General features: G+C 68.5%; 35 protein-coding genes and 2 pseudogenes. 34 read left to right on the forward strand and 3 right to left on the reverse strand.

Going from position 1 to position 23,790, the window contains the following annotated elements; all coding sequences use genetic code 11:
* The first annotated feature begins 348 nt into the window (after positions 1-348).
* The 31 genes and pseudogenes from rpsJ to rplQ all read left to right on the forward strand — a co-directional run bounded on the left by rpsJ (position 349) and on the right by rplQ (position 17,291).
* Complete coding sequence (gene rpsJ / locus ABEG17_RS11905; RefSeq protein ID WP_009775966.1) at positions 349-657, forward strand: 30S ribosomal protein S10; 309 nt, start codon at positions 349-351, stop codon at positions 655-657.
* An 11-nt stretch (positions 658-668) separates the two neighbouring features.
* The gene (rplC, locus tag ABEG17_RS11910) at positions 669-1,325 is read left to right on the forward strand and encodes a 50S ribosomal protein L3 (protein ID WP_344191491.1); all 657 of its coding nucleotides are present in this window, start codon (positions 669-671) and stop codon (positions 1,323-1,325) included.
* Positions 1,326-1,330: 5 nt separating this feature from the next.
* A pseudogene (rplD, locus tag ABEG17_RS11915) lies at positions 1,331-1,922 on the forward strand (50S ribosomal protein L4); the annotation flags it as partial.
* 220 nt (positions 1,923-2,142) lie between these two features.
* Positions 2,143-2,448: a 50S ribosomal protein L23 gene (gene rplW / locus ABEG17_RS11920; protein WP_406829695.1), complete on the forward strand. Its 306-nt coding sequence runs from the start codon at positions 2,143-2,145 to the stop codon at positions 2,446-2,448.
* Between the two features lie 35 nt (positions 2,449-2,483).
* A complete protein-coding gene (gene rplB / locus ABEG17_RS11925) occupies positions 2,484-3,314 on the forward strand; it encodes a 50S ribosomal protein L2 (protein ID WP_406829696.1) in 831 nt (276 codons plus the stop codon).
* A gap of 18 nt (positions 3,315-3,332) precedes the next feature.
* Positions 3,333-3,614 carry a 30S ribosomal protein S19 gene (gene rpsS / locus ABEG17_RS11930; RefSeq protein ID WP_056915465.1) on the forward strand — a complete coding sequence of 94 codons (282 nt, stop codon included), beginning with the start codon at positions 3,333-3,335 and terminating at the stop codon, positions 3,612-3,614.
* Positions 3,615-3,646: 32 nt separating this feature from the next.
* A complete protein-coding gene (rplV, locus tag ABEG17_RS11935) occupies positions 3,647-4,015 on the forward strand; it encodes a 50S ribosomal protein L22 (RefSeq protein ID WP_406833187.1) in 369 nt (122 codons plus the stop codon).
* Entirely contained in the window at positions 4,015-4,845 is an 831-nt protein-coding gene (gene rpsC / locus ABEG17_RS11940) for a 30S ribosomal protein S3 (RefSeq protein WP_056915464.1), read from the forward strand. The genes rplV and rpsC overlap by 1 nt, the downstream gene beginning before the upstream one ends.
* 1 nt (position 4,846) lies before the next feature.
* A complete protein-coding gene (gene rplP, locus ABEG17_RS11945) occupies positions 4,847-5,266 on the forward strand; it encodes a 50S ribosomal protein L16 (RefSeq protein WP_406829698.1) in 420 nt (139 codons plus the stop codon).
* Positions 5,266-5,478, forward strand: a pseudogene (rpmC, locus tag ABEG17_RS11950) (50S ribosomal protein L29); the annotation flags it as partial. The gene rplP and the pseudogene rpmC, both read left to right, overlap by 1 nt.
* Positions 5,479-5,513: 35 nt before the next feature.
* The gene (gene rpsQ / locus ABEG17_RS11955) at positions 5,514-5,804 is read left to right on the forward strand and encodes a 30S ribosomal protein S17 (RefSeq protein WP_406829699.1); all 291 of its coding nucleotides are present in this window, start codon (positions 5,514-5,516) and stop codon (positions 5,802-5,804) included.
* A 131-nt stretch (positions 5,805-5,935) separates the two neighbouring features.
* Complete coding sequence (gene rplN / locus ABEG17_RS11960; protein ID WP_056883304.1) at positions 5,936-6,304, forward strand: 50S ribosomal protein L14; 369 nt, start codon at positions 5,936-5,938, stop codon at positions 6,302-6,304.
* Positions 6,305-6,307: 3 nt separating this feature from the next.
* Positions 6,308-6,664, forward strand: coding sequence for a 50S ribosomal protein L24 (rplX, locus tag ABEG17_RS11965; RefSeq protein WP_406829700.1), 357 nt, complete (start codon positions 6,308-6,310; stop codon positions 6,662-6,664).
* A gap of 5 nt (positions 6,665-6,669) precedes the next feature.
* The gene (rplE, locus tag ABEG17_RS11970) at positions 6,670-7,236 is read left to right on the forward strand and encodes a 50S ribosomal protein L5 (protein WP_406829702.1); all 567 of its coding nucleotides are present in this window, start codon (positions 6,670-6,672) and stop codon (positions 7,234-7,236) included.
* A gap of 1 nt (position 7,237) precedes the next feature.
* Entirely contained in the window at positions 7,238-7,423 is a 186-nt protein-coding gene (locus ABEG17_RS11975) for a type Z 30S ribosomal protein S14 (RefSeq protein ID WP_035902511.1), read from the forward strand.
* A 97-nt stretch (positions 7,424-7,520) separates the two neighbouring features.
* Entirely contained in the window at positions 7,521-7,919 is a 399-nt protein-coding gene (gene rpsH / locus ABEG17_RS11980) for a 30S ribosomal protein S8 (protein ID WP_056915458.1), read from the forward strand.
* Positions 7,920-7,931: 12 nt separating this feature from the next.
* Positions 7,932-8,468, forward strand: coding sequence for a 50S ribosomal protein L6 (rplF, locus tag ABEG17_RS11985; RefSeq protein ID WP_344191473.1), 537 nt, complete (start codon positions 7,932-7,934; stop codon positions 8,466-8,468).
* 3 nt (positions 8,469-8,471) lie between these two features.
* A complete protein-coding gene (rplR, locus tag ABEG17_RS11990) occupies positions 8,472-8,846 on the forward strand; it encodes a 50S ribosomal protein L18 (RefSeq protein WP_406829703.1) in 375 nt (124 codons plus the stop codon).
* 40 nt (positions 8,847-8,886) lie between these two features.
* Positions 8,887-9,540 carry a 30S ribosomal protein S5 gene (rpsE, locus tag ABEG17_RS11995; protein WP_406829704.1) on the forward strand — a complete coding sequence of 218 codons (654 nt, stop codon included), beginning with the start codon at positions 8,887-8,889 and terminating at the stop codon, positions 9,538-9,540.
* A complete protein-coding gene (rpmD, locus tag ABEG17_RS12000; RefSeq protein WP_056917240.1) occupies positions 9,537-9,719 on the forward strand; it encodes a 50S ribosomal protein L30 in 183 nt (60 codons plus the stop codon). The genes rpsE and rpmD overlap by 4 nt, the downstream gene beginning before the upstream one ends.
* 2 nt (positions 9,720-9,721) lie before the next feature.
* Positions 9,722-10,222 carry a 50S ribosomal protein L15 gene (gene rplO, locus ABEG17_RS12005; protein ID WP_406829705.1) on the forward strand — a complete coding sequence of 167 codons (501 nt, stop codon included), beginning with the start codon at positions 9,722-9,724 and terminating at the stop codon, positions 10,220-10,222.
* A 158-nt stretch (positions 10,223-10,380) separates the two neighbouring features.
* Entirely contained in the window at positions 10,381-11,694 is a 1,314-nt protein-coding gene (gene secY / locus ABEG17_RS12010; protein WP_406829706.1) for a preprotein translocase subunit SecY, read from the forward strand.
* On the forward strand, positions 11,695-12,270 hold the full coding sequence (locus ABEG17_RS12015; protein WP_406829707.1) for an adenylate kinase: 576 nt from the start codon (positions 11,695-11,697) through the stop codon (positions 12,268-12,270).
* Complete coding sequence (gene map, locus ABEG17_RS12020; protein ID WP_406829708.1) at positions 12,270-13,112, forward strand: type I methionyl aminopeptidase; 843 nt, start codon at positions 12,270-12,272, stop codon at positions 13,110-13,112. The genes ABEG17_RS12015 and map overlap by 1 nt, the downstream gene beginning before the upstream one ends.
* Before the next feature lie 156 nt (positions 13,113-13,268).
* Complete coding sequence (gene infA / locus ABEG17_RS12025; protein ID WP_013493543.1) at positions 13,269-13,490, forward strand: translation initiation factor IF-1; 222 nt, start codon at positions 13,269-13,271, stop codon at positions 13,488-13,490.
* 67 nt (positions 13,491-13,557) lie between these two features.
* A complete protein-coding gene (gene rpmJ / locus ABEG17_RS12030; RefSeq protein WP_010148647.1) occupies positions 13,558-13,671 on the forward strand; it encodes a 50S ribosomal protein L36 in 114 nt (37 codons plus the stop codon).
* Between the two features lie 261 nt (positions 13,672-13,932).
* Entirely contained in the window at positions 13,933-14,310 is a 378-nt protein-coding gene (gene rpsM, locus ABEG17_RS12035; protein ID WP_406829709.1) for a 30S ribosomal protein S13, read from the forward strand.
* The gene (rpsK, locus tag ABEG17_RS12040) at positions 14,310-14,714 is read left to right on the forward strand and encodes a 30S ribosomal protein S11 (protein ID WP_057378146.1); all 405 of its coding nucleotides are present in this window, start codon (positions 14,310-14,312) and stop codon (positions 14,712-14,714) included. The genes rpsM and rpsK overlap by 1 nt, the downstream gene beginning before the upstream one ends.
* Positions 14,715-14,737: 23 nt before the next feature.
* A complete protein-coding gene (rpsD, locus tag ABEG17_RS12045; protein WP_406829710.1) occupies positions 14,738-15,346 on the forward strand; it encodes a 30S ribosomal protein S4 in 609 nt (202 codons plus the stop codon).
* A 146-nt stretch (positions 15,347-15,492) separates the two neighbouring features.
* Complete coding sequence (locus tag ABEG17_RS12050) at positions 15,493-16,527, forward strand: DNA-directed RNA polymerase subunit alpha (RefSeq protein ID WP_406829711.1); 1,035 nt, start codon at positions 15,493-15,495, stop codon at positions 16,525-16,527.
* A 62-nt stretch (positions 16,528-16,589) separates the two neighbouring features.
* Positions 16,590-17,291: a 50S ribosomal protein L17 gene (rplQ, locus tag ABEG17_RS12055; RefSeq protein WP_406829712.1), complete on the forward strand. Its 702-nt coding sequence runs from the start codon at positions 16,590-16,592 to the stop codon at positions 17,289-17,291.
* A gap of 146 nt (positions 17,292-17,437) precedes the next feature.
* On the opposite strand, the gene ABEG17_RS12060 is transcribed toward rplQ, so the two are convergent.
* Positions 17,438-18,631, reverse strand: a complete 1,194-nt coding sequence (locus ABEG17_RS12060; protein ID WP_406829713.1) for an MFS transporter — start codon at positions 18,629-18,631, stop codon at positions 17,438-17,440.
* Positions 18,632-18,725: 94 nt separating this feature from the next.
* Between ABEG17_RS12060 and truA the strand changes: the two genes are divergently transcribed.
* Positions 18,726-19,637 carry a tRNA pseudouridine(38-40) synthase TruA gene (truA, locus tag ABEG17_RS12065; protein ID WP_406829714.1) on the forward strand — a complete coding sequence of 304 codons (912 nt, stop codon included), beginning with the start codon at positions 18,726-18,728 and terminating at the stop codon, positions 19,635-19,637.
* Here the strand turns inward: truA and ABEG17_RS12070 are convergent.
* The gene (locus tag ABEG17_RS12070) at positions 19,595-20,113 is read right to left on the reverse strand and encodes a dimethylsulfonioproprionate lyase family protein (protein WP_406829715.1); all 519 of its coding nucleotides are present in this window, start codon (positions 20,111-20,113) and stop codon (positions 19,595-19,597) included. The genes truA and ABEG17_RS12070 overlap by 43 nt on opposite strands.
* A gap of 61 nt (positions 20,114-20,174) precedes the next feature.
* On the opposite strand from ABEG17_RS12070, the gene ABEG17_RS12075 reads away from it, so the two are divergent.
* On the forward strand, positions 20,175-20,846 hold the full coding sequence (locus tag ABEG17_RS12075) for a TetR/AcrR family transcriptional regulator (protein WP_406829716.1): 672 nt from the start codon (positions 20,175-20,177) through the stop codon (positions 20,844-20,846).
* Here ABEG17_RS12075 and ABEG17_RS12080 read toward each other — a convergent pair.
* Complete coding sequence (locus ABEG17_RS12080) at positions 20,836-21,750, reverse strand: hypothetical protein (RefSeq protein ID WP_406829717.1); 915 nt, start codon at positions 21,748-21,750, stop codon at positions 20,836-20,838. The two genes, ABEG17_RS12075 and ABEG17_RS12080, sit on opposite strands and share 11 nt — an antisense overlap.
* A gap of 206 nt (positions 21,751-21,956) precedes the next feature.
* On the opposite strand from ABEG17_RS12080, the gene ABEG17_RS12085 reads away from it, so the two are divergent.
* Positions 21,957-23,639, forward strand: a complete 1,683-nt coding sequence (locus ABEG17_RS12085; RefSeq protein ID WP_406829718.1) for an ABC-F family ATP-binding cassette domain-containing protein — start codon at positions 21,957-21,959, stop codon at positions 23,637-23,639.
* The last annotated feature ends 151 nt before the right edge of the window (positions 23,640-23,790 follow it).

Genomic DNA, 23,790 nt, shown 5'->3' on the forward strand with positions numbered 1-23,790 from the left:
AGGACGTGGCGCGACGCGCCACGAGGAGAGGATTGCCGAGCGGCCCGACCTCGATTTGGTAGGTCGAGGGGGGCTCTGGCACACTGGACCGGTTGCTTGACGCGCGCCGTTGACCCATGTCGACGCCGCCACCCCCGGTGACACACCTCGAACCACGTGCCTACGCGCTTGGGGCGACACACCAGGGAAGCGCAAGCCCCGGCTCTGCCGGAATTTTCCGATCTGCGTGACCACTGCGTGCAAACGCATGTCGCCGGACCGCGAAGCGGGTGCGACACACCCGACCGCGGGGGTCGGACAAGACCACAGGGCCGGTTAGATGTTCGGCGAGAGAGAGACGTAACGGAGATGGCGGGACAGAAGATCCGCATCCGCTTGAAGTCGTATGACCACGAGGTCATCGACAACTCGGCGCGCAAGATTGTCGACACGGTGACCCGTGCTGGCGCGACGGTGGTCGGCCCTGTGCCGCTGCCCACGGAGAAGAACGTCTTCGTGGTCATCCGTTCGCCCCACAAGTACAAGGACAGCCGCGAGCACTTCGAGATGCGCACCCACAAGCGCTTGATCGACATCATCGACCCGACGCCGAAGGCCGTCGACTCGCTGATGCGACTCGACCTGCCGGCTGACGTCAACATCGAGATCAAGCTCTGAGGCTGGCGACAATGACCGACACTGCTACCAAGACCGTGAAGGGTGTGCTGGGCAAGAAGCTCGGCATGACCCAGGTGTGGGATGCCGAGAACCGGCTCATCCCCGTCACCGTCATCGAGGCTGGCCCTTGCGTCGTCACGCAGGTGCGCGACGCCGCCACCGACGGCTATGCCGCCGTCCAGATCGCGTTCGGCGCGATCGACCCCCGCAAGGTGACCAAGCCCCTCACCGGACACTTCGAGAAGGCCGGCGTGACCCCGCGTCGCCACCTTGTGGAGCTCCGCACCGCTGACGCCGCCGAGTACTCGCTCGGTCAGGAAGTCACGGTCGAGACCTTCGAGGCCGGCCAGGACATCGACGTCACCGGCACCACCAAGGGCAAGGGCTTCGCCGGTGTCATGAAGCGTCACGGCTTCCACGGCGTCAGCTCCTCCCACGGTGCGCACAAGAACCACCGCAAGCCTGGCTCGATCGGTGGCTGCGCCACCCCGGGTCGCGTCTTCAAGGGCATGCGCATGGCCGGCCGTATGGGCGGCGTGCGTCAGACCACCCAGAACCTCACGATCCACGCCGTGGACGTCGAGCGCGGCCTGCTGCTCGTCAAGGGTGCCGTTCCCGGCCCCCGTGGCGGCACCGTCCTCGTCCGCACGGCCGCGAAGGGAGCCTGATCACCATGGCTACCAAGACTGTCGCTGCTGACCTGCCCGCCGAGATCTTCGACGTCCAGGTCAACGTGCCGCTCATCCACCAGGTCGTCGTGGCCCAGATGGCTGCCGCTCGTCAGGGCACCCACTCGACCAAGACCCGCGGCGAGGTCCGCGGCGGTGGGCGCAAGCCCTACCGCCAGAAGGGCACCGGCCGCGCCCGTCAGGGCTCGACCCGCGCGCCGCAGTTCGCCGGCGGTGGCATCGTCCACGGCCCGCAGCCGCGTGACTACTCGCAGCGGACCCCCAAGAAGATGAAGGCTGCCGCCCTGCGCGGCGCCCTGTCCGACCGGGCCCGCAATGGTCGCGTCCACGTGGTCGACTCGTTGGTGACCGCCGACGCTCCGTCCACCAAGGACGCAGCCGGCCTGCTGGCTGGCCTGACCACCCGGACCAACGTGCTCGTGGTGCTCGACCGCAGCGACCTCGTGTCGCTGAAGTCGGTGCGCAACCTCGAGGGCGTCCACGTCCTGGCGGCCGACCAGCTCAACACGTACGACGTGCTGATGTCGGACGACGTGGTCTTCACCACGGCAGCCCTGGAGGCCTTCGTCTCCGGTGCGCAGCCGGTGGGTGGCGTCATCGAGATCGAGGTCGAGGCTGCAGAGCCCGCCGCGGCCGAGAAGCCCGCCACGAAGACCGAGAAGAAGGCCGACAAGCCCGCAAAGGCCGACAAGCCCGCGAAGGCTGAGAAGCCGGCGAAGGCTGAGAAGGCCGACAAGCCCGCGAAGACGACGAAGGCTGCCAAGGCCGCCGAGTCTGCGGATGAGGAGGAGGGCAAGTGAGCTCGCTCATTGCAGGCAAGGACCCCCGCGACATCCTGATCGCTCCGGTGGTCTCCGAGAAGTCGTACTCGCTGCTCGACCAGGGCAAGTACACCTTCATCGTCGACCCGCGGGCCAACAAGACCGAGATCAAGATCGCCGTTGAGCGTGTCTTCGGTGTCAAGGTCGACTCCGTTCACACCCTCAACCGTGTCGGCAAGACCCGTCGCACGCGGTTCGGCATCGGCAAGCGCAAGGACACCAAGCGTGCGATCGTCACCCTCCGCGAGGGCTCGATCGACATCTTCGGTGCCGGCGCCTGACCAGGACGCTGAAGAGACGTTAGGGACTTACAAACATGGGTATCCGCAAGTACAAGCCGACGACGCCTGGCCGTCGAGGCTCCAGCGTTGCCGACTTCGTCGAGGTCACGCGTTCCACTCCGGAGAAGTCACTGGTTCGTCCACTGACCAAGTCCGGTGGACGTAACAGCAACGGCCGCATCACGACCCGTCACATCGGTGGAGGTCACAAGCGCGCCTACCGCGTCATCGACTTCCGTCGCCACGACAAGGACGGCGTGCCGGCGAAGGTCGCTCACATCGAGTACGACCCCAACCGCACCGCACGCATCGCCCTGCTGCACTACGCAGACGGTGAGAAGCGCTACATCCTGGCCCCCAAGGGTCTTGAGCAGGGCGCCAACATCGAGAACGGCCCCGGCGCCGACATCAAGCCCGGCAACACGCTGCCGCTGCGCAACATCCCGACCGGTACGGTCATCCACGCCGTCGAGCTCCGGCCCGGTGGCGGCGCGAAGATCGCCCGTTCTGCTGGTGTGCGTGTGCAGCTCGTCGCCAAGGACGGCCCCTACGCCCAGCTGCGCATGCCGTCCGGCGAGATCCGCAACGTCGACCTGCGCTGCCGCGCCACGGTCGGCGAGGTGGGCAACGCCGAGCAGTCCAACATCAACTGGGGCAAGGCCGGCCGCATGCGGTGGAAGGGCAAGCGCCCGACCGTCCGTGGTGTCGCCATGAACCCGGTCGACCACCCGCACGGTGGTGGAGAGGGCAAGACCTCTGGTGGACGCCACCCGGTCAGCCCCTGGGGACAGGCCGAAGGCCGCACCCGCCGTCCTGGCAAGCCGAGCGACAAGATGATCGTTCGCCGCCGTCGTAAGAAGCGCTGAGAAGGAGCCTGAGAAACCATGCCTCGTAGCTTGAAGAAGGGCCCCTTCATCGACGGCCACCTTCAGAAGAAGGTCGACGTCCAGAACGAAGCGGGCACCAAGACAGTCATCAAGACCTGGTCACGTCGGTCGGTCATCAGCCCCGACATGCTCGGTCACACCTTCGCCGTCCACGACGGCCGCAAGCACGTCCCGGTGTTCGTCACCGAGTCGATGGTCGGCCACAAGCTCGGCGAGTTCGCGCCGACCCGCACGTTCAAGGGTCACGTGAAGGAAGACAAGAAGGGGCGTCGTCGCTGATGGCCGCCCCCACCGAGAACAAGGACAACGTGATGGAAGCCAAGGCGAGCGCGCGGCACGTCCGCGTCACGCCCCAGAAGGCGCGTCGCATCGTGGACCTCATCCGCGGCAAGCAGGCCGTCGAGGCCGTCGCCGTGCTGAAGTTCGCGCCGCAGTCCGCGTCGGACCCGATCCAGAAGGTGCTCGAGAGCGCCATCGCCAACGCCCGGGTCAAGGCGGACAAGGCGTCGGAGGCCTTTGACGAGCGCAACCTCGTCATCAGCGCCGCCTACGTCGACGAGGGCCCGACGATGAAGCGGTTCCGCCCGCGTGCCCAGGGCCGCGCGGCCCGCATCAACAAGCGGACCAGCCACATCACCGTGGTCGTCACGCCGAAGACCACCAAGGGAGGCACCCGCTAATGGGCCAGAAGGTCAACCCGCACGGCTTCCGCCTCGGTATCACCACCGAGCACAAGAGCCGCTGGTTCGCTGACTCCACCAAGGAGGGTCAGCGGTACCGCGACTACGTGAAGGAAGACGTCGCCATCCGCAAGCTCATGTCCGAGGGCATGGAGCGGGCCGGCATCTCCCGCGTCGAGATCGAGCGCACCCGTGACCGCGTCCGTGTGGACATCCACACCGCGCGTCCCGGCATCGTCATCGGTCGTCGCGGCGCAGAGGCCGACCGCATCCGTGGCGAGCTCGAGAAGCTCACGGGCAAGCAGGTCCAGCTGAACATCCTCGAGGTCAAGAACCCCGAGGTCGACTCCCAGCTCGTCGCGCAGGGCATCGCCGAGCAGCTCTCTGCTCGTGTGTCGTTCCGTCGTGCGATGCGCAAGGGCATGCAGTCCGCCACCCGCGCCGGCGCCAAGGGCATCCGTGTCCAGGTCTCCGGTCGCCTCGGCGGCGCCGAGATGTCCCGCACGGAGTTCTACCGCGAGGGTCGCGTCCCGCTGCACACCCTGCGTGCGCAGATCGACTACGGCTTCTACGAGGCCCGCACCACCTTCGGTCGCATCGGCGTCAAGGTGTGGATCTACAAGGGCGACGTCACCGCTCGCGAGCTGGCCCAGCAGCAGGCTGCTGCGCCGCGCCCGAGCCGTGGCCCGCGTCGCGACGGCGCAGACCGTCCGGCCCGCGCTCGTCGCGAGCGTCCGGAGGGCACCGCCACCGAGACCGCTGCCGCAGCACCCGCCACCGAGGCCCCGGCCCCGGCAGCCGCTGCCAGCACTGAGGGAGAGCAGTCCTGACATGTTGATTCCTCGTCGAGTCAAGCACCGCAAGCAGCACCACCCGGGTCGCTCGGGCGCTGCGAAGGGTGGCACGAAGATCGCGTTCGGCGACTACGGCATCCAGGCCCTCGAGCCCGCCTACGTCACCAACCGTCAGATCGAGTCCGCTCGTATCGCGATGACGCGTTACATGAAGCGTGGTGGAAAGGTGTGGATCAACATCTACCCCGACCGCCCGCTGACCAAGAAGCCCGCCGAGACCCGCATGGGTTCCGGTAAGGGTTCCCCCGAGTGGTGGATCGCCAACGTCAAGCCTGGTCGCGTGATGTTCGAGATCTCCGGTGTGTCCGAGGACGTCGCCCGTGAGGCGATGCGTCTGGCGATGCACAAGCTCCCCATGAAGTGCCGCTTCGTTCGGCGTGAGGGTGGTGACATCTGATGGCAGTCGGATCCAAGGACCTGACGTCCGAGAACATGCGTGGTCTCGATGACGAGCGCCTGGTTGACGAGCTCCGCAAGGCCAAGGAGGAGCTGTTCAACCTCCGGTTCCAGTCGGCCACGGGCCAGCTGGACAACCACGGTCGCCTGCGTGCCGTCCGCAAGGACATCGCTCGCATCTACACCGAGCTGCGCGAGCGCGAGCTCGGCATCGGTGGGGCCACCCCGCAGAGCACGGAGAAGTCAGCATGAGCAAGAACGTGAAGGATGAGGCCGTGACGGCTGCAGACCGCAACTACCGCAAGACCCGTCAGGGTTACGTGGTCAGCGACAAGATGGACAAGACCGTCGTGGTCGAGGTCGAGGACCGCGTCAAGCACGCGCTCTACGGCAAGGTCCTGCGTCGCTCGAGCAAGGTCAAGGCCCATGACGAGCAGAACGCCGCCGGTATCGGCGACCGCGTCTCGATCATGGAGACCCGGCCGCTGTCGGCCACCAAGCGCTGGCGCGTGGTGGAGATCCTCGAGAAGGCCAAGTAGTTCCAGACATGCCGATGCCACCGCGGCGCCCGACCACCAGGTCGGGGGCCGCGGGGCGCGGAAACAAGACCACCCACAGTTCGGCAAGGCTCACCGCGAGTGAGAACCAGCTCGACGACAGGAGTTAGACAGTGATCCAGCAGGAGTCGCGACTGCGTGTCGCCGACAACACTGGTGCCAAGGAGATCCTTTGCATCCGTGTTCTCGGTGGTTCCGGTCGTCGTTACGCCGGCATCGGTGACGTGATCGTCGCCGCCGTCAAGGACGCCATTCCCGGCGGCAACGTCAAGAAGGGCGACGTCGTCAAGGCAGTCATCGTTCGCACCACGAAGGAGCGTCGCCGCTCCGACGGCAGCTACATCAAGTTCGATGAGAACGCTGCCGTCATCCTCAAGGGCGACGGTGACCCCCGTGGCACCCGCATCTTCGGCCCGGTGGGCCGCGAGCTGCGCGAGAAGAAGTTCATGAAGATCATTTCGCTGGCGCCGGAGGTGCTCTGAGCCATGGCAGCCGCCAAGAAGATGAAGATCAAGAAGGGCGATCTCGTCCAGGTCCTCACGGGCAAGGACAAGACCAAGCAGGGCAAGGTCATCGCCGTGTACCCCGAGACCGAGCGTGTGCTCGTCGAGGGCGTCAACCGGGTGACCCGCCACACCAAGGCCGGACAGTCGGCCCGTGGCACCCGCACCGGTGGCCTGGTCGTCCAGGAGGCCGCGATCCACGTGAGCAACGTGGCCATCGTCGACCCGACCGAGAAGAAGCCGACCCGCGTCAAGACGCGCGTCGAGACCGTCGAGCGCAACGGCCGTGAGAAGACCGTGCGTACTCGCGTCGCGGTGCGCTCGGGCAAGGACCTGTGAGAGACATGACTGAGACTGCAACCACGCCGGCGCCGCGTCTGAAGACGCGCTACGCCGAGGAGATCAAGGGTCAGCTGCAGCAGCAGTTCGGCCACGCCAACGTCATGCAGGTGCCCGGCGTCGTCAAGGTCGTCGTGAACATGGGTGTCGGTGACGCCGCCAAGGACGCCAAGCTCATCGAGGGCGCCATCCGCGACCTCTCGGCGATCACCGGCCAGAAGCCGCTCGTCACCAAGGCCCGCAAGTCCATCGCGCAGTTCAAGCTTCGTGAGGGCATGCCGATCGGCGCGCACACCACGCTGCGCGGCGACCGCATGTGGGAGTTCCTCGACCGCCTCGTGTCGACGGCGCTGCCCCGCATCCGTGACTTCCGTGGTCTGTCGCCGAAGCAGTTCGACGGCAACGGCAACTACACCTTCGGTCTGACCGAGCAGTCGATGTTCCACGAGATCGACCAGGACCGGATCGACCGCGTGCGTGGCATGGACATCACCGTGGTGACCACCGCCACCAACGACGACGAGGGCCGCGCTCTGCTCAAGGCGCTCGGCTTCCCCTTCAAGGAGAACTGACATGGCGAAGACCGCCCTGGTCAACAAGGCCAACAAGAAGCCGAAGTTCAAGGTGCGTGGCTACACCCGTTGCCAGCGCTGCGGCCGACCGCACTCGGTCTACCGCAAGTTCGGGCTCTGCCGCATCTGCCTTCGCGAGATGGCACACCGCGGTGAGCTGCCCGGCGTCACCAAGAGCTCCTGGTAAAGAAGCTCAGCACCACCCACCCATTGTTTTCGTTCTACATCGCAGGTCGCAGCGCGCAGCGCAGTGAAACCGCGGTGAGAGAGGGCCGGAGAAGCCCATGACCATGACTGACCCGATTGCGGACATGTTGACGCGCGTCCGGAACGCCAACTCGGCGCACCACGACGCAGTCTCCATGCCGTTTTCCAAGCTGAAGTCCCACGTTGCCGAGATCCTCCAGGCGGAGGGCTACATCGCCTCCTGGAAGGTCGAGGATGCCGAGGTCGGCAAGACGCTGACGATCGAGCTGAAGTACGGACCCAACCGCGAGCGTTCCATCGCTGGCGTGCGCCGTGTCTCCAAGCCCGGTCTGCGCGTCTACGCCAAGTCGACGAACCTTCCCAAGGTTCTCGGCGGTCTCGGTGTGGCCATCATTTCCACCTCGTCTGGCCTCCTCACGGATCGTCAGGCGGCTTCCAAGGGTGTGGGCGGGGAAGTCCTCGCCTACGTCTGGTAAGGGGTATTCGACATGTCGCGTATTGGACGACTCCCGGTCTCCATCCCCAGCGGTGTCGACATCACCATCGACGGTCAGACCGTCAAGGTGAAGGGCCCCAAGGGCGAGCTCAGCCACCGTGTGGCCGAGCCGATCACCGTTGAGAAGGGTGACGAGGCCCTCGAGGTCAAGCGGCCCAACGACGAGCGCCAGTCCCGTGCCCTGCACGGCCTGACCCGCTCGCTCATCAACAACATGGTCCTCGGTGTCACCGAGGGCTACGAGAAGAAGATGGAGATCCACGGCACGGGTTACCGCGTCGCGAACAAGGGCGGAAGCCTGGAGTTCGCGCTCGGTTACAGCCACTCGATCACCGTCGAGGCCCCTGAGGGCATCTCCTTCGCCGTCGAGAACCCGACCCGCTTCGCGGTCCAGGGCATCGACAAGCAGCTGGTCGGCGAGGTTGCCGCGAACATCCGCAAGCTGCGCAAGCCCGACCCGTACAAGGGCAAGGGCGTGCGGTATGCGGGCGAGCACATCCGTCGCAAGGTCGGAAAGGCCGGTAAGTAAGTCATGGCAATGATCGTCAAGCGCGCCAAGGGCAAGTCCGCTGCACGCGGCCGTCGCCACCTGCGCCTGCGCAAGAAGGTGACCGGCACCGCGGTTCGTCCGCGCCTGGTCGTCTCCCGTTCGTCGCGCCACGTCTTCGTGCAGGTCGTCGACGACACCCTCGGCAAGACCGTGGCGTCGGCTTCCACCATGGAGGCGGACCTGCGCTCGTTCGAGGGCGACAAGACCGCCAAGGCCCGCAAGGTCGGCGAGCTGCTGGCCGAGCGCGCCAAGAGCGTCGGCGTCGAGGCTGTCGTGTTCGACCGCGGTGGCAACCGCTACCACGGTCGCGTCGCGGCCATCGCCGAGGGCGCCCGCGAGGGTGGGCTGTCCCTGTGAGCACCGTGACCGCAACTGTTATTGAGATGAGGAACATCTGATGCCCGGACCCCAGCGTCGAGGCACTGGTGCCGCTGCTGGCGGCGACGCAGCTCGTGGCGAGCGCGGCGACCGCCGCGGTGGCCGCGACAACCGTCAAGGCGGTCGTGACCAGGCCGAGAAGAGCGCCTACGTCGAGCGCGTTGTCACCATCAACCGCGTGTCCAAGGTCGTCAAGGGTGGACGTCGCTTCAGCTTCACCGCCCTCGTGGTCGTGGGCGACGGCGACGGCACCGTCGGTGTCGGCTACGGCAAGGCCAAGGAAGTTCCCGCGGCCATCGCCAAGGGTGTCGAGGAGGCCAAGAAGGAGTTCTTCAAGGTCCCGCGCATCCAGGGCACCATCCCGCACCCCGTGCAGGGTGAGGCCGCTGCCGGTGTCGTCATGCTCCGTCCCGCTGCTCCCGGTACCGGTGTCATCGCCGGTGGTCCGGTGCGCGCGGTGCTCGAGTGCGCCGGCATCCACGACGTGCTGAGCAAGTCGCTCGGCTCGGACAACGCCATCAACGTCGTCCACGCGACGGTCGCGGCCCTGCGGGGTCTCGAGCGTCCGGAGGAAGTGGCTGCCCGCCGCGGCCTCCCGGTCGACCAGGTCGCCCCGGCCGCCATGCTGCGCGCCCAGGCTGCTGGCCGCGAGGCCGCCAAGGCAGGTGCCTGATGCGTCTGAAGGTGATCCAGACCCGTTCCGAGATCGGCGGCAAGCAGAACCAGCGCGACACCCTGCGCAGCCTCGGTCTGAAGCGCATTGGCGACGTCGTCGTCAAGGAGGACCGTCCCGAGATCCGCGGGATGGTCAAGACGGTGGCCCACCTGGTCGCTGTCGAGGAGGTTGACTGACCATGGCAGAGAAGAAGGCCACCAAGGCCGCTGCTGCGAAGTCGGAGAAGTCCGTCGAGGGCACCGCCCTCAAGCTGCACCACCTGCGTCCCGCCCCGGGAGCCAAGACCGCCAAGACCCGCGTGGGTCGCGGTGAGGGTTCCAAGGGCAAGACCGCCGGTCGTGGCACGAAGGGCACCAAGGCTCGTTACCAGGTGCCCGAGCGCTTCGAGGGTGGCGCCATGCCGCTGCACATGCGGCTGCCGAAGCTTCGCGGCTTCAAGAACCCGTTCAAGGTGGAGTACCAGGTCGTGAACCTGGACAAGCTCTCCGCCCTCTACCCGCAGGGCGGCGACGTGACCGTCGACGACCTCGTGGCCAAGGGCGCCGTCCGGGACAACCTCCCGGTCAAGGTGCTCGGCGACGGCGAGATCAGCGTCAAGGTCTCCGTGACCGCTGACAAGTTCTCGGCGAGCGCCAAGGAGAAGATCGAGGCCGCCGGCGGCTCGGTCACCTCCGTCTGAACCACCCAGCCCCACACGGTATGCCGCGGTCTCACCGCTCAAGGTGAGCCCGCGGCATACCTGTATGGCAAGGAGTTCGGCCGATCGATGTATCGTGCCTAGGATTGCCTGACCGTCTCACCGCGTGGCTGCTCGGCCCGCGTCACCCAGGAGGACCTGTGCTCACCGCCTTCACCCGTGCGTTCAAGACGCCGGATCTGCGCAGGAAGCTGTTGTTCACGCTTGCCATCGTGATCCTGTTCCGGCTCGGCTCGCACGTTCCCGTCCCGGGCGTCAGCTACACGGCGGTGCAGGCGTGCATCAAGGGTGCCCCCACCAACTCGGGTGTGCTGGGCCTGGCCAACCTCTTCAGTGGTGGCGCGCTCCTGCAGCTGTCGATCTTCGCGCTCGGGATCATGCCGTACATCACGGCGAGCATCATCGTGCAGCTCCTCACCGTGGTCATCCCACGGTTCGAGGCCCTCAAGAAGGAGGGCCAGCAGGGCCAGACGAAGATGACGCAGTACACGCGCTACCTCACCATCGGCCTGGCGGTCCTCCAGTCGTCCACGCTGATCACCTTCGCCCAGAACCCCTCGGCGCTGTTCGGCCCCGGCTGCACCAAGATCCTTCCCAACGACTCGATCCCGACCCTGGTGATCATGGTGCTGACCATGACCGCCGGCACCGGTGTGGTCATGTGGCTCGGTGAGCTCGTGACCGACAAGGGCATCGGCAACGGCATGTCGCTGCTGATCTTCACCTCGATCGCCTCGACCTTCCCCAGCTCCCTGTGGGCCATCCAGCAGCAGGACGGTCGCTGGGACATCTTCATCGGCGTGATCCTGCTCGGTTTCGGCATCATCGCCCTGGTCGTGTTCGTCGAGCAGAGCCAGCGGCGGATCCCCGTGCAGTACGCGAAGCGCCAGGTCGGTCGCCAGATGTATGGCGGCACCTCGACCTACATCCCCCTGAAGGTCAACATGGCGGGCGTCATCCCCGTGATCTTCGCCTCGTCCCTGCTGGCGCTGCCCTCGTTGCTGGCACAGTTCAACAGGTCGACGACCGGCAACCAGGCCGGCTGGGTCACGTGGATCGACTCGCACTTCGTCCGAGGTGACCACCCGATCTACATGATCACCTACATCGCGCTGATCCTGTTCTTCACGTTCTTCTACGTGTCGATCACGTTCAACCCGGTGGAGGTCGCCGACAACATGAAGCGCTACGGCGGCTTCATCCCAGGTATCCGCGCCGGGCGACCCACGGCCGAGTACCTCGACTACGTGCTCACCCGCATCACCGTCGCGGGGGCCATCTACCTCGGCCTCCTCGCACTGATCCCGCTCATCGCGCTCGTCGCCGTCGGTGCCAACACGAACTTCCCGTTCGGTGGCACGTCGATCCTCATCATCGTCGGCGTCGGCCTCGAGACGGTGAAGCAGATCGAGAGCCAGCTCCAGCAGCGCCACTACGAAGGGTTCCTCCGGTAAATGCGCCTCATCATCCTCGGCCCGCCGGGCGCCGGTAAGGGCACCCAGGCCGCCAAGATCGCCGAGTCGTTCGGCATCCCCGCGATCTCCACCGGTGACATCTTCCGCGCCAACATCAAGAACGAGACGCCCTTGGGCCAGCAGGTCAAGGCGGTGCTCGCGTCCGGTGGCTACGTCACCGACGAGATCACCAACGCCATCGTGCGCGACCGTCTCTTCGAGGACGACGCCGAGCGGGGCTTCCTGCTCGACGGCTACCCGCGCACCGCCGCCCAGGTCGATGCCCTCGACGCGATCCTCGCCGAGCACGGCCACACCCTCGAGGCCGTCCTCGAGCTGACCGTTGACGAGGACGCGGTCGTGGCGCGCCTGTTGAAGCGGGCCGAGATCGAGGGTCGCGACGACGACTCGGAAGAGGTCATCCGCGAGCGCCAGGCCATCTACCGGCGCGAGACCGCCCCGCTGACCGAGGTCTACTCCGGGCGCGGGCTCCTCGTGCAGGTCGACGGCATGGGTTCGGTCGACGAGGTCTTCAGCCGCATCTCCTCGGCCCTCGAAGGGGTTGCTCGCTCCTGATGTTCGGCCGGTCCAAGATCGACACCAAGACCCCTGACCAGATCCTGCGCATGCGCAAGGCGGGCCTGGTCGTGGGACAGACGCTGCAGCTGATGGCGCAGACCGTGCGCCCCGGCATGACCACCAAGGCGCTCGACGAGCTCGCCGAGGAGCACATCCGGGGCTGTGGGGCGACGCCGTCGTTCCTCGGCTACCACGGCTTCAAGGGCTCGCTGTGCACGTCGGTCAACGAGGAGGTCGTCCACGGCATCCCGGGCTCCAGGGTCCTGGCCGAGGGAGACCTCATCTCGATCGACTGCGGGGCGATCGTCGGCGGCTGGCACGGCGACGCGGCGATCTCGGTGATCGTCGGGGGCCGCGAGGCCGGACGGCCCGAGGACCTCGAGCTCATCGACGCCACCGAGGACTCGATGTGGGCCGGCATCGCCGCGCTCACCGTGGGGGAGTCGCTCTACGAGGTCGGGGCCGGGGTCGAGGACAGCATCGTGGCCTCGGGGGAGCGGGTCGGTCGTGACTACGGGATCGTCGAGGAGTACGTCGGCCACGGCATCGGCACCGCGATGCACATGGACCCGCAGGTGCCCAACTACCGCGTGCGCGACAAGGGCCCCACGGTCCGTTCCGGCGTCACCGTCGCCATCGAGCCGATGGTCACCCTGGGATCGCCCGAGACGCGGGTGCTGGGGGACGACTGGACCGTCATCACGACCGACGGGTCGCGGGCCGCGCACTGGGAGAACACCGTGGCGGTCACCGACGCGGGGCTGTGGGTGCTCACCGCCCTCGACGGCGGCAAGGAGCGGCTCGAGGCCGCCGGCGCTCCATACGCGCCCCTGGACTGATCCTCTCGACCGAGCGGCCCCCCGCGGTCCAGCCGCGATTTCGTGCCTGAGGGGGGCCTGACGTAGACTGTTACGTCGGCATGCGTGTGCGCGCGTGCCGGTTTCCTTGCGTCTGTTCCAGCCTGGGGCAGACCGATGCAGCAGATTGTGGAGGCTATGGCCAAGAAGGACGGTGTCATCGAGATCGAGGGCACGATCGTCGAGGCTCTCCCGAACGCGATGTTCCGGGTCGAGCTCTCCAACGGTCACAAGGTTCTCGCTCACATCTCGGGCAAGATGCGTCAGCACTACATCCGGATCCTCCCCGAGGACCGCGTGGTGGTTGAGCTCAGCCCGTACGACCTGACCCGTGGCCGGATCGTCTTCCGCTACCGCTAGTCGCACACCCGTTAGACCTGCAGGCCCAACCGGGGTCCGCAGTGCCAGATCGACTGAAGCAGAGGCTATGAAGGTTCAGCCGAGCGTCAAGAAGATCTGCGACAAGTGCAAGGTGATCCGCCGTCACGGCCGGGTCATGGTCATCTGCGAGAACCTGCGCCACAAGCAGCGCCAGGGCTGAGCATGACCGGGGTCCCGCCCAGGGACCTCCGCCCGGGTTCACCCCCGAGCACGCGTCGCATCTCTTCGAGAAGCGCAGACAAGTGAATGACGCAGTACCCGGCCCCTGTGCGCGGCGTCGTCGAGCAGACGACATTCCAGCCGACCAGGACGTCACCCCCGGCCCGGAGGCCGAGGACCGGCGCCCCGAAGAAAGCTTCGGGAGCACGCGACCGGAACGGTACTGCCCCAGACCTCCGGTGAAACAAAGGAAACACACGACATGGCACGTCTTGTTGGTGTGGATCTTCCGCGCGAGAAGCGCGTCGAGATCGCTCTCACCTACATCTTCGGAGTGGGTCGCACCCGCTCCCAGCAGGCGTTGGCTGCCACGGGCGTGAGCCCGGACACCCGCGTCCGCGACCTCACTGACGCTGAGCTGGTCCAGCTCCGCGACTACCTCGAGGCCAACGTCAAGATCGAGGGTGACCTCCGCCGTGAGGTCGCCGCCGACATCCGCCGCAAGGTCGAGATCGGCTCCTACGAGGGCCTGCGCCACCGTCGCGGCCTTCCCGTGCGTGGTCAGCGCACCAAGACCAACGCGCGCACCCGCAAGGGCCCGAAGCGCACCGTCGCCGGCAAGAAGAAGGTTGGTAAGTAATGCCTCCCAAGGCTCGCACTGCCGGCGCCAAGAAGGTGCGCCGCAAGGAAAAGAAGAACATCGCCCACGGGCACGCTCACATCAAGAGCACGTTCAACAACACGATCATCTCGATCACCGACCCCACCGGGGCCGTCATCGCCTGGGCCTCTGCCGGCCAGGTGGGCTTCAAGGGTTCGCGCAAGTCCACCCCGTTCGCCGCGCAGATGGCTGCCGAGGCTGCCGCCCGTCGCGCGATGGAGCACGGCATGCGCAAGGTCGACGTCTTCGTCAAGGGCCCGGGCTCCGGTCGTGAGACCGCCATCCGCTCCCTGACCGCCACCGGCCTCGAGGTCGGTGCGATCAGCGACGTCACCCCCTCGCCGCACAACGGCGTCCGCCCGCCCAAGCGCCGTCGCGTCTGAGAACTGGGAGATAGAGAAAACTCATGGCTCGTTACACCGGCCCCATCACCAAGAAGTCGCGTCGCCTCAAGGTCGACCTCGTCGGCGGCGACAAGAACTTCGAGCTCCGTCCCTTCCCGCCCGGCCAGCACGGCCGTCGCCGGATGCAGGAGAAGGAGTACCTCACCCAGCTGCAGGAGAAGCAGAAGGCTCGCTTCACCTACGGCGTCATGGAGAAGCAGTTCCGCGGTTACTACGAAGAGGCCTCGCGCCGCTCCGGCAAGACCGGTGAGACCCTGCTGCAGATCCTCGAGTCCCGCCTGGACAACGTGGTCTACCGCGCCGGCCTGGCCCGCACCCGTCGTGCGGCTCGTCAGCTCGTCACGCACGGCCACTTCGAGGTCAACGGCGTGCGCGTGGACGTCCCGTCCTACCGCGTCGAGCAGTACGACATCATCACCGTTCGCGCCAAGTCCGTGAACACCTTCCCGATCGAGCTGGCTCGCCAGACCTTCGGCGAGCGCCCCACCCCGGCCTGGATGCAGGTCGTCCCGGGCACGCTGCAGATCATGATCCACTCGCTGCCCTTCCGTGAGCAGATCGACACGATCCTCACCGAGCAGCTGATCGTCGAGCTCTACTCGAAGAACTGATGCGGTGGGTGTGCCGCGTGGGCGACCACGCGGCACACCCCTCCATCTGACCGGTCCGCAGACAGAGGCGGACCGGCCGGCCGGCTAAAGAACCGGCGACATCATCGGCGTCATATAGCGGTCGCCGACGAGAAAGGAACCATCCCGTGCTCATCGCACAGCGTCCCTCCCTCAGCGAAGAGGTGGTTGCGGACAACCGCAGCCGTTTCGTCATCGAGCCCCTCGAGCCCGGCTTCGGCTACACGCTCGGCAACTCCATGCGCCGCACGCTCCTGTCGAGCATCCCCGGTGCCGCCGTCACCAGCATCCGCATCGACGGTGTGCTGCACGAGTTCTCCACGATCCCCGGGGTCAAGGAGGACGTCACCGAGATCATCCTCAACATCAAGGGCCTGGTCGTCTCCTCGGAGCACGACGAGCCGGTCGTGATGTACCTGCGCAAGACCGGCTCCGGCCCGGTCACCGCGGCGGACATCGCGCCGCCCGCCGGTGTCGAGGTGCACAACCCGAACCTGCACATCGCCACGCTCAACGGCAAGGGCAAGGTCGAGATGGAGCTGACCGTCGAGCGCGGTCGCGGCTACGTCTCCGCCAACCAGAACAAGTCCGGTGACCAGGAGATCGGCCGCATCCCGGTCGACTCCATCTACTCGCCCGTGCTGGCCGTGACCTACAAGGTCGAGGCCACCCGTGTCGAGCAGCGCACCGACTTCGACAAGCTCATCGTCGACGTCGAGACCAAGAACTCGATGGCCCCGCGTGACGCCATGGCTTCGGCCGGCAAGACGCTGGTCGAGCTGTTCGGCCTGGCCCGCGAGCTCAACGTCGAGGCCGAGGGCATCGACATGGGCCCGTCGCCGACCGACGCCGCCCTGGCCGCCGACCTGGCGCTGCCGATCGAGGACCTCGACCTCACCGTCCGGTCCTACAACTGCCTCAAGCGCGAGGGCATCCACACCGTGGGTGAGCTCGTGGGTCGTAGCGAGGCCGACCTGCTCGACATCCGCAACTTCGGTGCGAAGTCGATCGACGAGGTCAAGGCCAAGCTCGTCGGCATGGGCCTGGCGCTCAAGGACAGCCCGCCCGGGTTCGACCCCAGCGCGATCGCCGACAACTACGGCGACTACGACGACGACTTCGCTGACGACGGCCGCGCGCTGGCCGAAGACGAGCAGCTCTGACCAACCGCCGCTGAGGTGGCGGTCTGAACACCGCCGCCTCACACACCAAGGAGAACCCCAACATGCCTACGCCCACCAAGGGTCCCCGTCTCGGCGGCGGTCCGGCTCACGAGCGCCACATCCTGGCGAACCTGGCCGCTTCGCTGTTCGAGCACGACTCCATCACCACCACCGAGGCCAAGGCCAAGCGCCTTCGCCCGCTGGCCGAGCGCCTGGTGACCTTCGCCAAGCGCGGTGACCTGCACGCCCGTCGCCGGGTCATGTCCGTCATCGAGGACAAGGGAGTCGTGCACCGTCTCTTCACCGAGATCGCGCCCGACATGGCCGAGCGTCCCGGCGGCTACACCCGCATCACCAAGATCGGCGCCCGCAAGGGTGACAACGCGCCCATGGCCGTGATCGAGCTCGTCCGTGAGCCGCTCGCCAAGAAGGCCACGGTCAAGGAGGCGGAGGCCGCCACCAAGCGTTCCGCCAAGCAGGCCGAGGCCAAGGAGGCTGCGGTCGAGACCAAGGCCGCTGAGGACGAGGCCAAGGGCGACGAGGCGACCGAGACCACCACCGAGGCAGCGGCGCTGCCCGAGGGTGCCATCGCTGCCAACGAGGACGGCTCGACCCCCGACGAGGCCTACGTCGTCAAGGGCAACGCCGACTCGGGCAAGTACCACGAGGCCGATGGTCAGTGGTTCGAGCAGACGCACGCGGAGTTCTGGTTCAAGTCCGCGGAGGACGCCGAGAAGGCCGGCTTCACCAAGGCCGGTTCCTGATCCGGTAACCACTGGCTGGACCGTCGAAGGGCCGCTCACCCCACCGGGGTGGGCGGCCCTTCGCCGTGTCCGGTCCCACCGGTGGCCGCTGGAGCGACACCCGGGGCGGTGTGCGGCCGCGAGCTCGGTTGCTGTGCCGCCGCCGGTCAGGGGCGTCGGGCGCGGAAGACCGGGGCGAGCGGGAGGATGAGCAGGACGAGCAGCATCGGCACCGCGAACCCGACCCGGAGGGAGTCCTTGCCGACCGCGCCGGTGAGCACGGCGCCGAGCAGCCCGCCGACGTAGTTGAACTGGTTGAACCGGGCGATGACGGCGTCGACCCGCGCGCGTCTGGCCTCGCCGTCCACCCCGTCACCGGCGACCACCGCTGCGGCCGAGAAGCTGAGCGGGGCGATGACGGCGACCGAGGCGCCCACCACCGTGAAGCCGAGCACGGCGACCGGCCACGTGGGGGAGAAGACGATGACGGCCAGGCCGGCGCTGGCCGCCACGGCGCCGGTCCGCAGCAACGGCACCGAGCCGAATCGTTCGACGGCCCGGTCTCCCAGCAGGCGGGTGAGGCCGCTGGCCACGAGGTAGGGCAGCGTGGCGAGCGGGAGCAGCCAGGCGGGAGCGCCGTGGGTGGACTTGAGGAACACCGGTCCCCAGGTCGTGGCTGCCGTGTCGACCATGTAGAAGAGCACCATCGCCGCACCCAGCAGGCTGATCCTGCGCCAGGGGATGTCGACGGCGGCGGCCGGGGGCGCGTCGCCCGCGGCGGACACGGCGTGCGGCAGGAGGGGGACGGCCATCACCAGCACGGCGACGAGCGCCAGGGGCAGCAGCCCCGCCGTCAGGCCCAGGTTGGTCACGGCGATGGCCACGATGGTGCCGACGATGCCGCCGACGGTCCATGCCCCGTGGAAGGACGGCAGGATGGTGCGTCCCCAGCGGTGCTCGAGGGCCACGGCCTGCATGTTGCCTGCTGCGTCCACCGCGCCGAGCCCGATGCCGTAGACGGCGAGCCCGGCGACGAAGACCGGGCGCTGCGGGGCCAGGGCCACGAGCGCCAGGCCGACGGCGATGAGGCCGAACGCCGCCCGCAGGACGGTGGCACTGCCCAGCCGGCGGGCGCCCGGCTCGGTGAGCACGGAGCCCACCCCCGCGAGGAGCACGACCATGAGCAGCAGTCCGGTGATGAACAGCTCGGACAGGTCCCACTGGTCCTGGAACCGCGGGAGGCGGGTCGTCACCGAGATGAACAGCAGCCCCTGCGTCGCGAAGGTCGCCGCGATGCCGAGGCGCTGGCGCGAGAGGGCGTCGGGGGGGGTGGCGGGGATGCTGGTCCGCGGATCGCTCACCGGGACACTGTCGCAGACCCGCCCTGCACGTGGGGCGCACTCGGGGCGGACCCGAGCCGTCGGTGGGGGCTGACCTCGCCGATAGGCTGGCGGCATGGTCGAGGAGGCGGGTGCGGGCGCCCCGTTGCGCCGGATCCGGATCGACCTCGCGTACGACGGCACGGACTTCTCCGGCTGGGCGGCCCAGCCGCGGCTGCGCACGGTCGAGGGCGAGCTGTCGGCTGCACTCACCACCCTCCTGCGAGCCCCGTCGCCGGTGCGTCTCACGGTGGCGGGTCGCACCGACGCAGGCGTCCACGCCCGCGGGCAGGTCGTCCACGCCGACGTCGACGCCGACGCCTGGGCCGCAGTCCCCGGGCGCAGCGACCGCGAGCCCGGGGTCGCCGCGCGGACCCGGCTGGGCGGCATACTCCCCGGCGACGTCGTCGTGCACGCCGTGAGCGAGGCCCCGGACGGGTTCGACGCCCGGTTCTCCGCCCTGCGACGTCGATACCTGTACCGCCTCTGCGACAACCCGTCGGTGGCCGACCCGCTGCGCCGTCGCGACACGGTGCACACCAAGCGGCCGCTGGACCTCTCGGCGATGGACGAGGCAGCGCGGACGTTGGTGGGGCTGGGTGACTTCGCCGCGTTCTGCAAGAAGCGCGAGGGGGCGACGACCGTCCGCACCCTGCTCGAGTACTCGTGGGCGCGCCTCGACGACGGGACGCTCGTAGCGACCGTGGTCGCCGATGCGTTCTGCCACTCCATGGTGCGCTCGCTGGTGGGAGCGGTCGTGCCCGTCGGCGAGGGGCGCCGGCCCGTCGACTGGCCGGCCGAGGTGCTCCGGGGCGCGCGCCGCGACCCGGCCGTCAGCGTGATGCCACCGCACGGGCTCTCGCTGGAGGAGGTCGTCTACCCCGACGCCGCCGGCCTGGCGGCCAGGGCCGCCGAGGCCCGGTCGGTGCGCAGCCTCCCCACCGATCAGGACGCAGGGAGCGGGGGGCCGACGACCTCGAGACCGTAGCGCGGTCCCACCTCGTTCCACCGGGCGATCTCCTCCGCCATCGGGCGCCCGTCGGCACCTGGCAGCCGCCGCTCGGTCGCCGGCAGCCCGACCTCCGGGTAGAGGTCGAAGAGGTGCCCCGGGTCGCTCAGGCCGAGGAACCGAACGGGCTGCTCGCCGGTGACGCGGAACGCGTGGGGGATGCCGGCAGGGAGCCAGATCAGGTCGCCCACGCCTAGCGCGAAGACTTCGTCGCCGGCGCGGTAGGTCATCGAGCCGGCGAGCAGGTAGAAGCCCTCCGCCTCCCGCGTGTGCCGGTGCAACGGCGTGGCCGTGCCCGGCGGCTGGGTCACGAGGGCCACGCCGAGGCGGCCACCGGACTCCTCCGCGGTGAGCAGGTGCTCGAAGAGACTGCCCATCGCCCACGTCGTCGGCCCGGTGCCTGCCGGGCGGTGGACGACCTGCGCGGTGGCGGTCGAGCTGTCGGGTAGGGCCATGGTGGCCTCCTCAGAATTTCACCCGAACCATATTCGGACGAATATTGGTACGGTAGGGCCGATGCCCGACACCGTCAAGACCCGCGCCTACCGCTCCACCGTCCGCGCCGAGCGCGCCGAGCAGACCCGCCACGCGGTGCTCGTCGCCGCCCGCGACCTGCTGGTCGAGAGGGGGTACGACGCGACGACCGTGGCGATGGTCGCCGAGGCGGCCGGGGTGTCCGTGGACACCGTCTACGTGAGCGTGGGCCGCAAGCCCCAGCTCGCGGTGGCGGCCGTGGACATGGTCCTCGGCTCCTCCGACGAACCCGTTCCCGCCGAGCAGCGTGGGTACGTCCAAGCGGTCCGCGCCGCCGACGGGGCCCGCCGAAAGCTCGAGCTGTATGCCGCCGCCGTGGGCGACGTGGTGCCACGGACCGCCGCCCTGCTCGGTGCCCTGCGCCGGGCCGGCGAGGCGGACGAGGAGTGCGCCCGCGCCTGGGTGGCCGTGTCCGAGCGCCGGTCCGCGAACATGCTGCTGCTGGCCGCCGACCTGCGAGGCACCGGCGAGCTGCGTGCTGACCTCACCGACCGTGAGGTCGCCGACCTCGTGTGGTCCACCAACGCGCACGAGTACTGGCTGCTCCTGCACTCGCGGGGCTGGACACCCGAGCGGTATGCCGCGCTGCTCGCCGACCTCTGGTGCCGCCTGCTGCTGGAGGAGCAGCCGCAGGCGGATCCGGTCAACCGGTGATCGCTGCGTAGCCGATGGCGTCGTGGATGGCCAGACCGGCGAACGAGGGCGAGCCCGCGTAGGCCGTGGTGACGAGGCCGAGCTGGGTCTCCATCTGGGTCAGCGTCTGGCCGTAGAAGGTCTGCTTCATCGAGATCGCGTCGTCGCCGAGGTGGTTGGTCTCCTGGCCGATGCGCACGGGGACGCCGAGCTCGGCACCGGAGCGGATCTCGTTGGCGGACAAGGCGATCGTGCCGTCCACCCCGTCGGCGAGCCGCCGGTAGGCCATCACCGTGACGGCGTCGGTGCGCTTCATGATCTCGCGGTCCAGGGTCGAGCCGTTGGCCGGGATCTCGTCGAACCAGAAGGGGATGTCGGCCTCGAGCGGGGTGCTGCCGACAGCCGTCTGGAACGCGTCGAGGGTGGCGAGGTACTTCTTGACGACGGTAGCCCGCTTCTTGGTCCACGCCGGGGTGTTGTACGGCTCGATGTCGACGTGCACCCCGGTGAACAGTCCGGTCGCGAGGGCCGGCTCGAGCCAGCTGGTGACGGCGGCCGACGGGTTGTCCACCCAGCCGGGATCGCCGCCGAGGGCGTCGACCCGCAGGCCGGCGGCGTCGGCCAGGGCGACGAGCGAACGGAGCTGGGCCAGCTTCGGCGAGGTGGCCACGTTGGCGGGAACGGCGGCATACAGCTGGCCGATGCCTCGCGAGGTGGCGAGGCTGACGACCGCCTGGGGGTTCGAGGTGTCCCAGACCCACATCGCTCGCGGGGCCGCCGGCCGGTCGGCCCGCGCGACACCTGGCTGCACGGCCGGGGACGACGCGGCGGTCGCCTGCGCGGCCGTCGCCGCACCGAGGACACCGAGGACGGACACGAGGGCGACCATAGCCATGGCGCGAAGGGCGGGGGTGGGACGGGGCACGAGAGGTCCTTTCGACGACACCTCGAGACTCGACGAACCGGGCTCCCCCCACCGGCGACTTGTCATTCCTTGACCCCCGCCTCATCCGTACGGTCACCCGCGCCCCGGTCGACCGGTGCGGATGTGGCGGTGGATTTGCGTCCGGCCCCGTTGGCCTCCTCGATATGGAGGTGACGGCGACCCCCGGCGTGCACCACCCTTGGTCCGTGGGCCACATCGACGTCAACTCCGTCAGCTTCGTCCTGCCCGACGGCAGGCCGCTGCTCGGCGACGTCTCGCTGCGGGTGGGGGAGGGGGCCAAGGTCGCCCTGATCGGCCCCAACGGCACGGGCAAGACCACGCTCGGCCGGATCATCGCGGGGGACCTCACCGCCCAGGACGGTGCGGTGACCCGTTCGGGGGGTCTGGGCGTGATGCGCCAGTTCGTGGGCTCGGTCCGCGACGACTCCACGGTGCGCGACCTGCTCGTGTCCGTCGCGCCCGCGCCCATCCGTGAGGCGGCGGCCGAGATCGACCGCACCGAGCTGGCCATGATGGAACGCGACGAGGAGTCCGACCAGATGGCCTACGCGCAGGCGCTGGTCACGTGGGGCGACGTCGGCGGCTACGACCACGAGACCCTCTGGGACGTGTGCACCGTGGCGGCCCTCGGTATGCCGTTCGAGCAGGCCCAGTGGCGCAAGGTCACCACGCTCTCGGGCGGGGAGCAGAAGCGCGTGGTGCTCGAGGCGCTGCTGCGGGGCCCGGAGGAGGTGCTCCTGCTCGACGAGCCGGACAACTACCTCGACGTGCCGGCCAAGCGCTGGCTCGAGGACCAGCTCATCGCTTCACCCAAGACGGTGCTCTTCGTCAGCCACGACCGCGAGCTGCTCGACCGGGTCGCCACGAGGATCGCGACGCTCGAGCCCGGGAGCGCGGGGTCGAGCCTCTGGGTGCACCCGGGACGTTTCTCGACCTACCAGCAGGCCCGCGAGGACCGGAACTCCCGCCTCGAGGAGCTGGCCCGGCGCTGGGACGAGGAGCACCTCAAGCTCAAGGCGCTGGTGGTGATGTACCGGCAGAAGGCGTCGTACAACTCCGACATGGCGCCCAAGCTCCAGGCCGCGGAGACCCGGTTGCGCCGGTTCGTCGAGGCAGGGCCACCCGAGGCGATCCCGTTGCGGCAGAACGTCAGGATGCGCCTGCAGGGTGGACGCACGGCCAAGCGTGCCGTCATCGCCGAGGGGCTCGAGCTGACCGGCCTGATGCGGCCGTTCGACCTCGAGGTGTGGTTCGGGGAGCGCGTCGCGGTCCTCGGCAGCAACGGGTCGGGCAAGTCGCACTTCCTGCGCCTGGTGGCGTGCGGGGGCAGCGACCCGGACCTGGAGCACCGCCCCGTCGGCGACGTCGTCCCGCGGACGGTCGAGCACACGGGTCGGCTCCGCCTCGGGTCGAGGGTGCGGCCCGGGTGGTTCGCCCAGACGCACGAGCAGCCGAACCTCGCGGGTCGGACGCTGCTGGAGATCCTGCACCGGGGCGACGACCACCGGGCCGGGAAGCCGCGGGAGGAGGCGGCCCGGGCGCTGGACCGCTACGGCCTGGCGCGGGCGAGCGAACAGACCTTCGAGTCGCTGTCCGGTGGTCAGCAGGCGAGGTTCCAGATCCTGCTGCTCGAGCTGTCGGGCGCCACCTGCCTGCTGCTCGACGAACCCACCGACAACCTCGACCTGCACTCGGCCGAGGCGTTGGAGGAGGGGCTGGCCGCGTTCGAGGGGACGGTCATCGCCGTGACCCACGACCGGTGGTTCTCGCGCGGCTTCGACCGCTTCCTCGTCTTCGGCTCGGACGGCCGGGTCTACGAGAGCGACTCGCCGGTCTGGGACGAGGGCCGGGTGTCGCGGACGCGCTGAACGGTCGGCATCGCGGGCTGGACGCCGTCTGGACGGCGTCGTGGACGCGCTGAACCGACGGCGCCGCAGGTCAAGAGATCGCAATTTCTTGCTGCAACTTGCAACGCACTCTGGCGAGTCGGACGAACCTGGTCATAGGGTGTGCCCGCAT

This window comes from Pedococcus sp. KACC 23699 (assembly GCF_045348425.1).
GTDB lineage: Bacteria > Actinomycetota > Actinomycetes > Actinomycetales > Dermatophilaceae > Pedococcus.

Excerpts from the sequence above, each read along its gene's own strand:
- rpsJ (WP_009775966.1), top strand. The coding sequence starts at position 349 with ATGGCGGGACAGAAGATCCGCATCCGCTTGAAGTCGTATGACCACGAG.
- rplC (WP_344191491.1), top strand. The coding sequence starts at position 669 with ATGACCGACACTGCTACCAAGACCGTGAAGGGTGTGCTGGGCAAGAAG.
- rplB (WP_406829696.1), top strand. The coding sequence starts at position 2,484 with ATGGGTATCCGCAAGTACAAGCCGACGACGCCTGGCCGTCGAGGCTCC.
- rpsS (WP_056915465.1), top strand. The coding sequence starts at position 3,333 with ATGCCTCGTAGCTTGAAGAAGGGCCCCTTCATCGACGGCCACCTTCAG.
- rplV (WP_406833187.1), top strand. The coding sequence starts at position 3,647 with ATGGAAGCCAAGGCGAGCGCGCGGCACGTCCGCGTCACGCCCCAGAAG.
- rpsC (WP_056915464.1), top strand. The coding sequence starts at position 4,015 with ATGGGCCAGAAGGTCAACCCGCACGGCTTCCGCCTCGGTATCACCACC.
- rplP (WP_406829698.1), top strand. The coding sequence starts at position 4,847 with ATGTTGATTCCTCGTCGAGTCAAGCACCGCAAGCAGCACCACCCGGGT.
- rpsQ (WP_406829699.1), top strand. The coding sequence starts at position 5,514 with ATGAGCAAGAACGTGAAGGATGAGGCCGTGACGGCTGCAGACCGCAAC.
- rplX (WP_406829700.1), top strand. The coding sequence starts at position 6,308 with ATGGCAGCCGCCAAGAAGATGAAGATCAAGAAGGGCGATCTCGTCCAG.
- rplE (WP_406829702.1), top strand. The coding sequence starts at position 6,670 with ATGACTGAGACTGCAACCACGCCGGCGCCGCGTCTGAAGACGCGCTAC.
- ABEG17_RS11975 (WP_035902511.1), top strand. The coding sequence starts at position 7,238 with ATGGCGAAGACCGCCCTGGTCAACAAGGCCAACAAGAAGCCGAAGTTC.
- rpsH (WP_056915458.1), top strand. The coding sequence starts at position 7,521 with ATGACCATGACTGACCCGATTGCGGACATGTTGACGCGCGTCCGGAAC.
- rplF (WP_344191473.1), top strand. The coding sequence starts at position 7,932 with ATGTCGCGTATTGGACGACTCCCGGTCTCCATCCCCAGCGGTGTCGAC.
- rplR (WP_406829703.1), top strand. The coding sequence starts at position 8,472 with ATGGCAATGATCGTCAAGCGCGCCAAGGGCAAGTCCGCTGCACGCGGC.
- rpsE (WP_406829704.1), top strand. The coding sequence starts at position 8,887 with ATGCCCGGACCCCAGCGTCGAGGCACTGGTGCCGCTGCTGGCGGCGAC.
- rplO (WP_406829705.1), top strand. The coding sequence starts at position 9,722 with ATGGCAGAGAAGAAGGCCACCAAGGCCGCTGCTGCGAAGTCGGAGAAG.
- ABEG17_RS12015 (WP_406829707.1), top strand. The coding sequence starts at position 11,695 with ATGCGCCTCATCATCCTCGGCCCGCCGGGCGCCGGTAAGGGCACCCAG.
- map (WP_406829708.1), top strand. The coding sequence starts at position 12,270 with ATGTTCGGCCGGTCCAAGATCGACACCAAGACCCCTGACCAGATCCTG.
- infA (WP_013493543.1), top strand. The coding sequence starts at position 13,269 with ATGGCCAAGAAGGACGGTGTCATCGAGATCGAGGGCACGATCGTCGAG.
- rpmJ (WP_010148647.1), top strand. The coding sequence starts at position 13,558 with ATGAAGGTTCAGCCGAGCGTCAAGAAGATCTGCGACAAGTGCAAGGTG.
- rpsM (WP_406829709.1), top strand. The coding sequence starts at position 13,933 with ATGGCACGTCTTGTTGGTGTGGATCTTCCGCGCGAGAAGCGCGTCGAG.
- rpsK (WP_057378146.1), top strand. The coding sequence starts at position 14,310 with ATGCCTCCCAAGGCTCGCACTGCCGGCGCCAAGAAGGTGCGCCGCAAG.
- rpsD (WP_406829710.1), top strand. The coding sequence starts at position 14,738 with ATGGCTCGTTACACCGGCCCCATCACCAAGAAGTCGCGTCGCCTCAAG.
- rplQ (WP_406829712.1), top strand. The coding sequence starts at position 16,590 with ATGCCTACGCCCACCAAGGGTCCCCGTCTCGGCGGCGGTCCGGCTCAC.
- truA (WP_406829714.1), top strand. The coding sequence starts at position 18,726 with ATGGTCGAGGAGGCGGGTGCGGGCGCCCCGTTGCGCCGGATCCGGATC.
- ABEG17_RS12070 (WP_406829715.1), bottom strand. The coding sequence starts at position 20,113 with ATGGCCCTACCCGACAGCTCGACCGCCACCGCGCAGGTCGTCCACCGC.
- ABEG17_RS12075 (WP_406829716.1), top strand. The coding sequence starts at position 20,175 with ATGCCCGACACCGTCAAGACCCGCGCCTACCGCTCCACCGTCCGCGCC.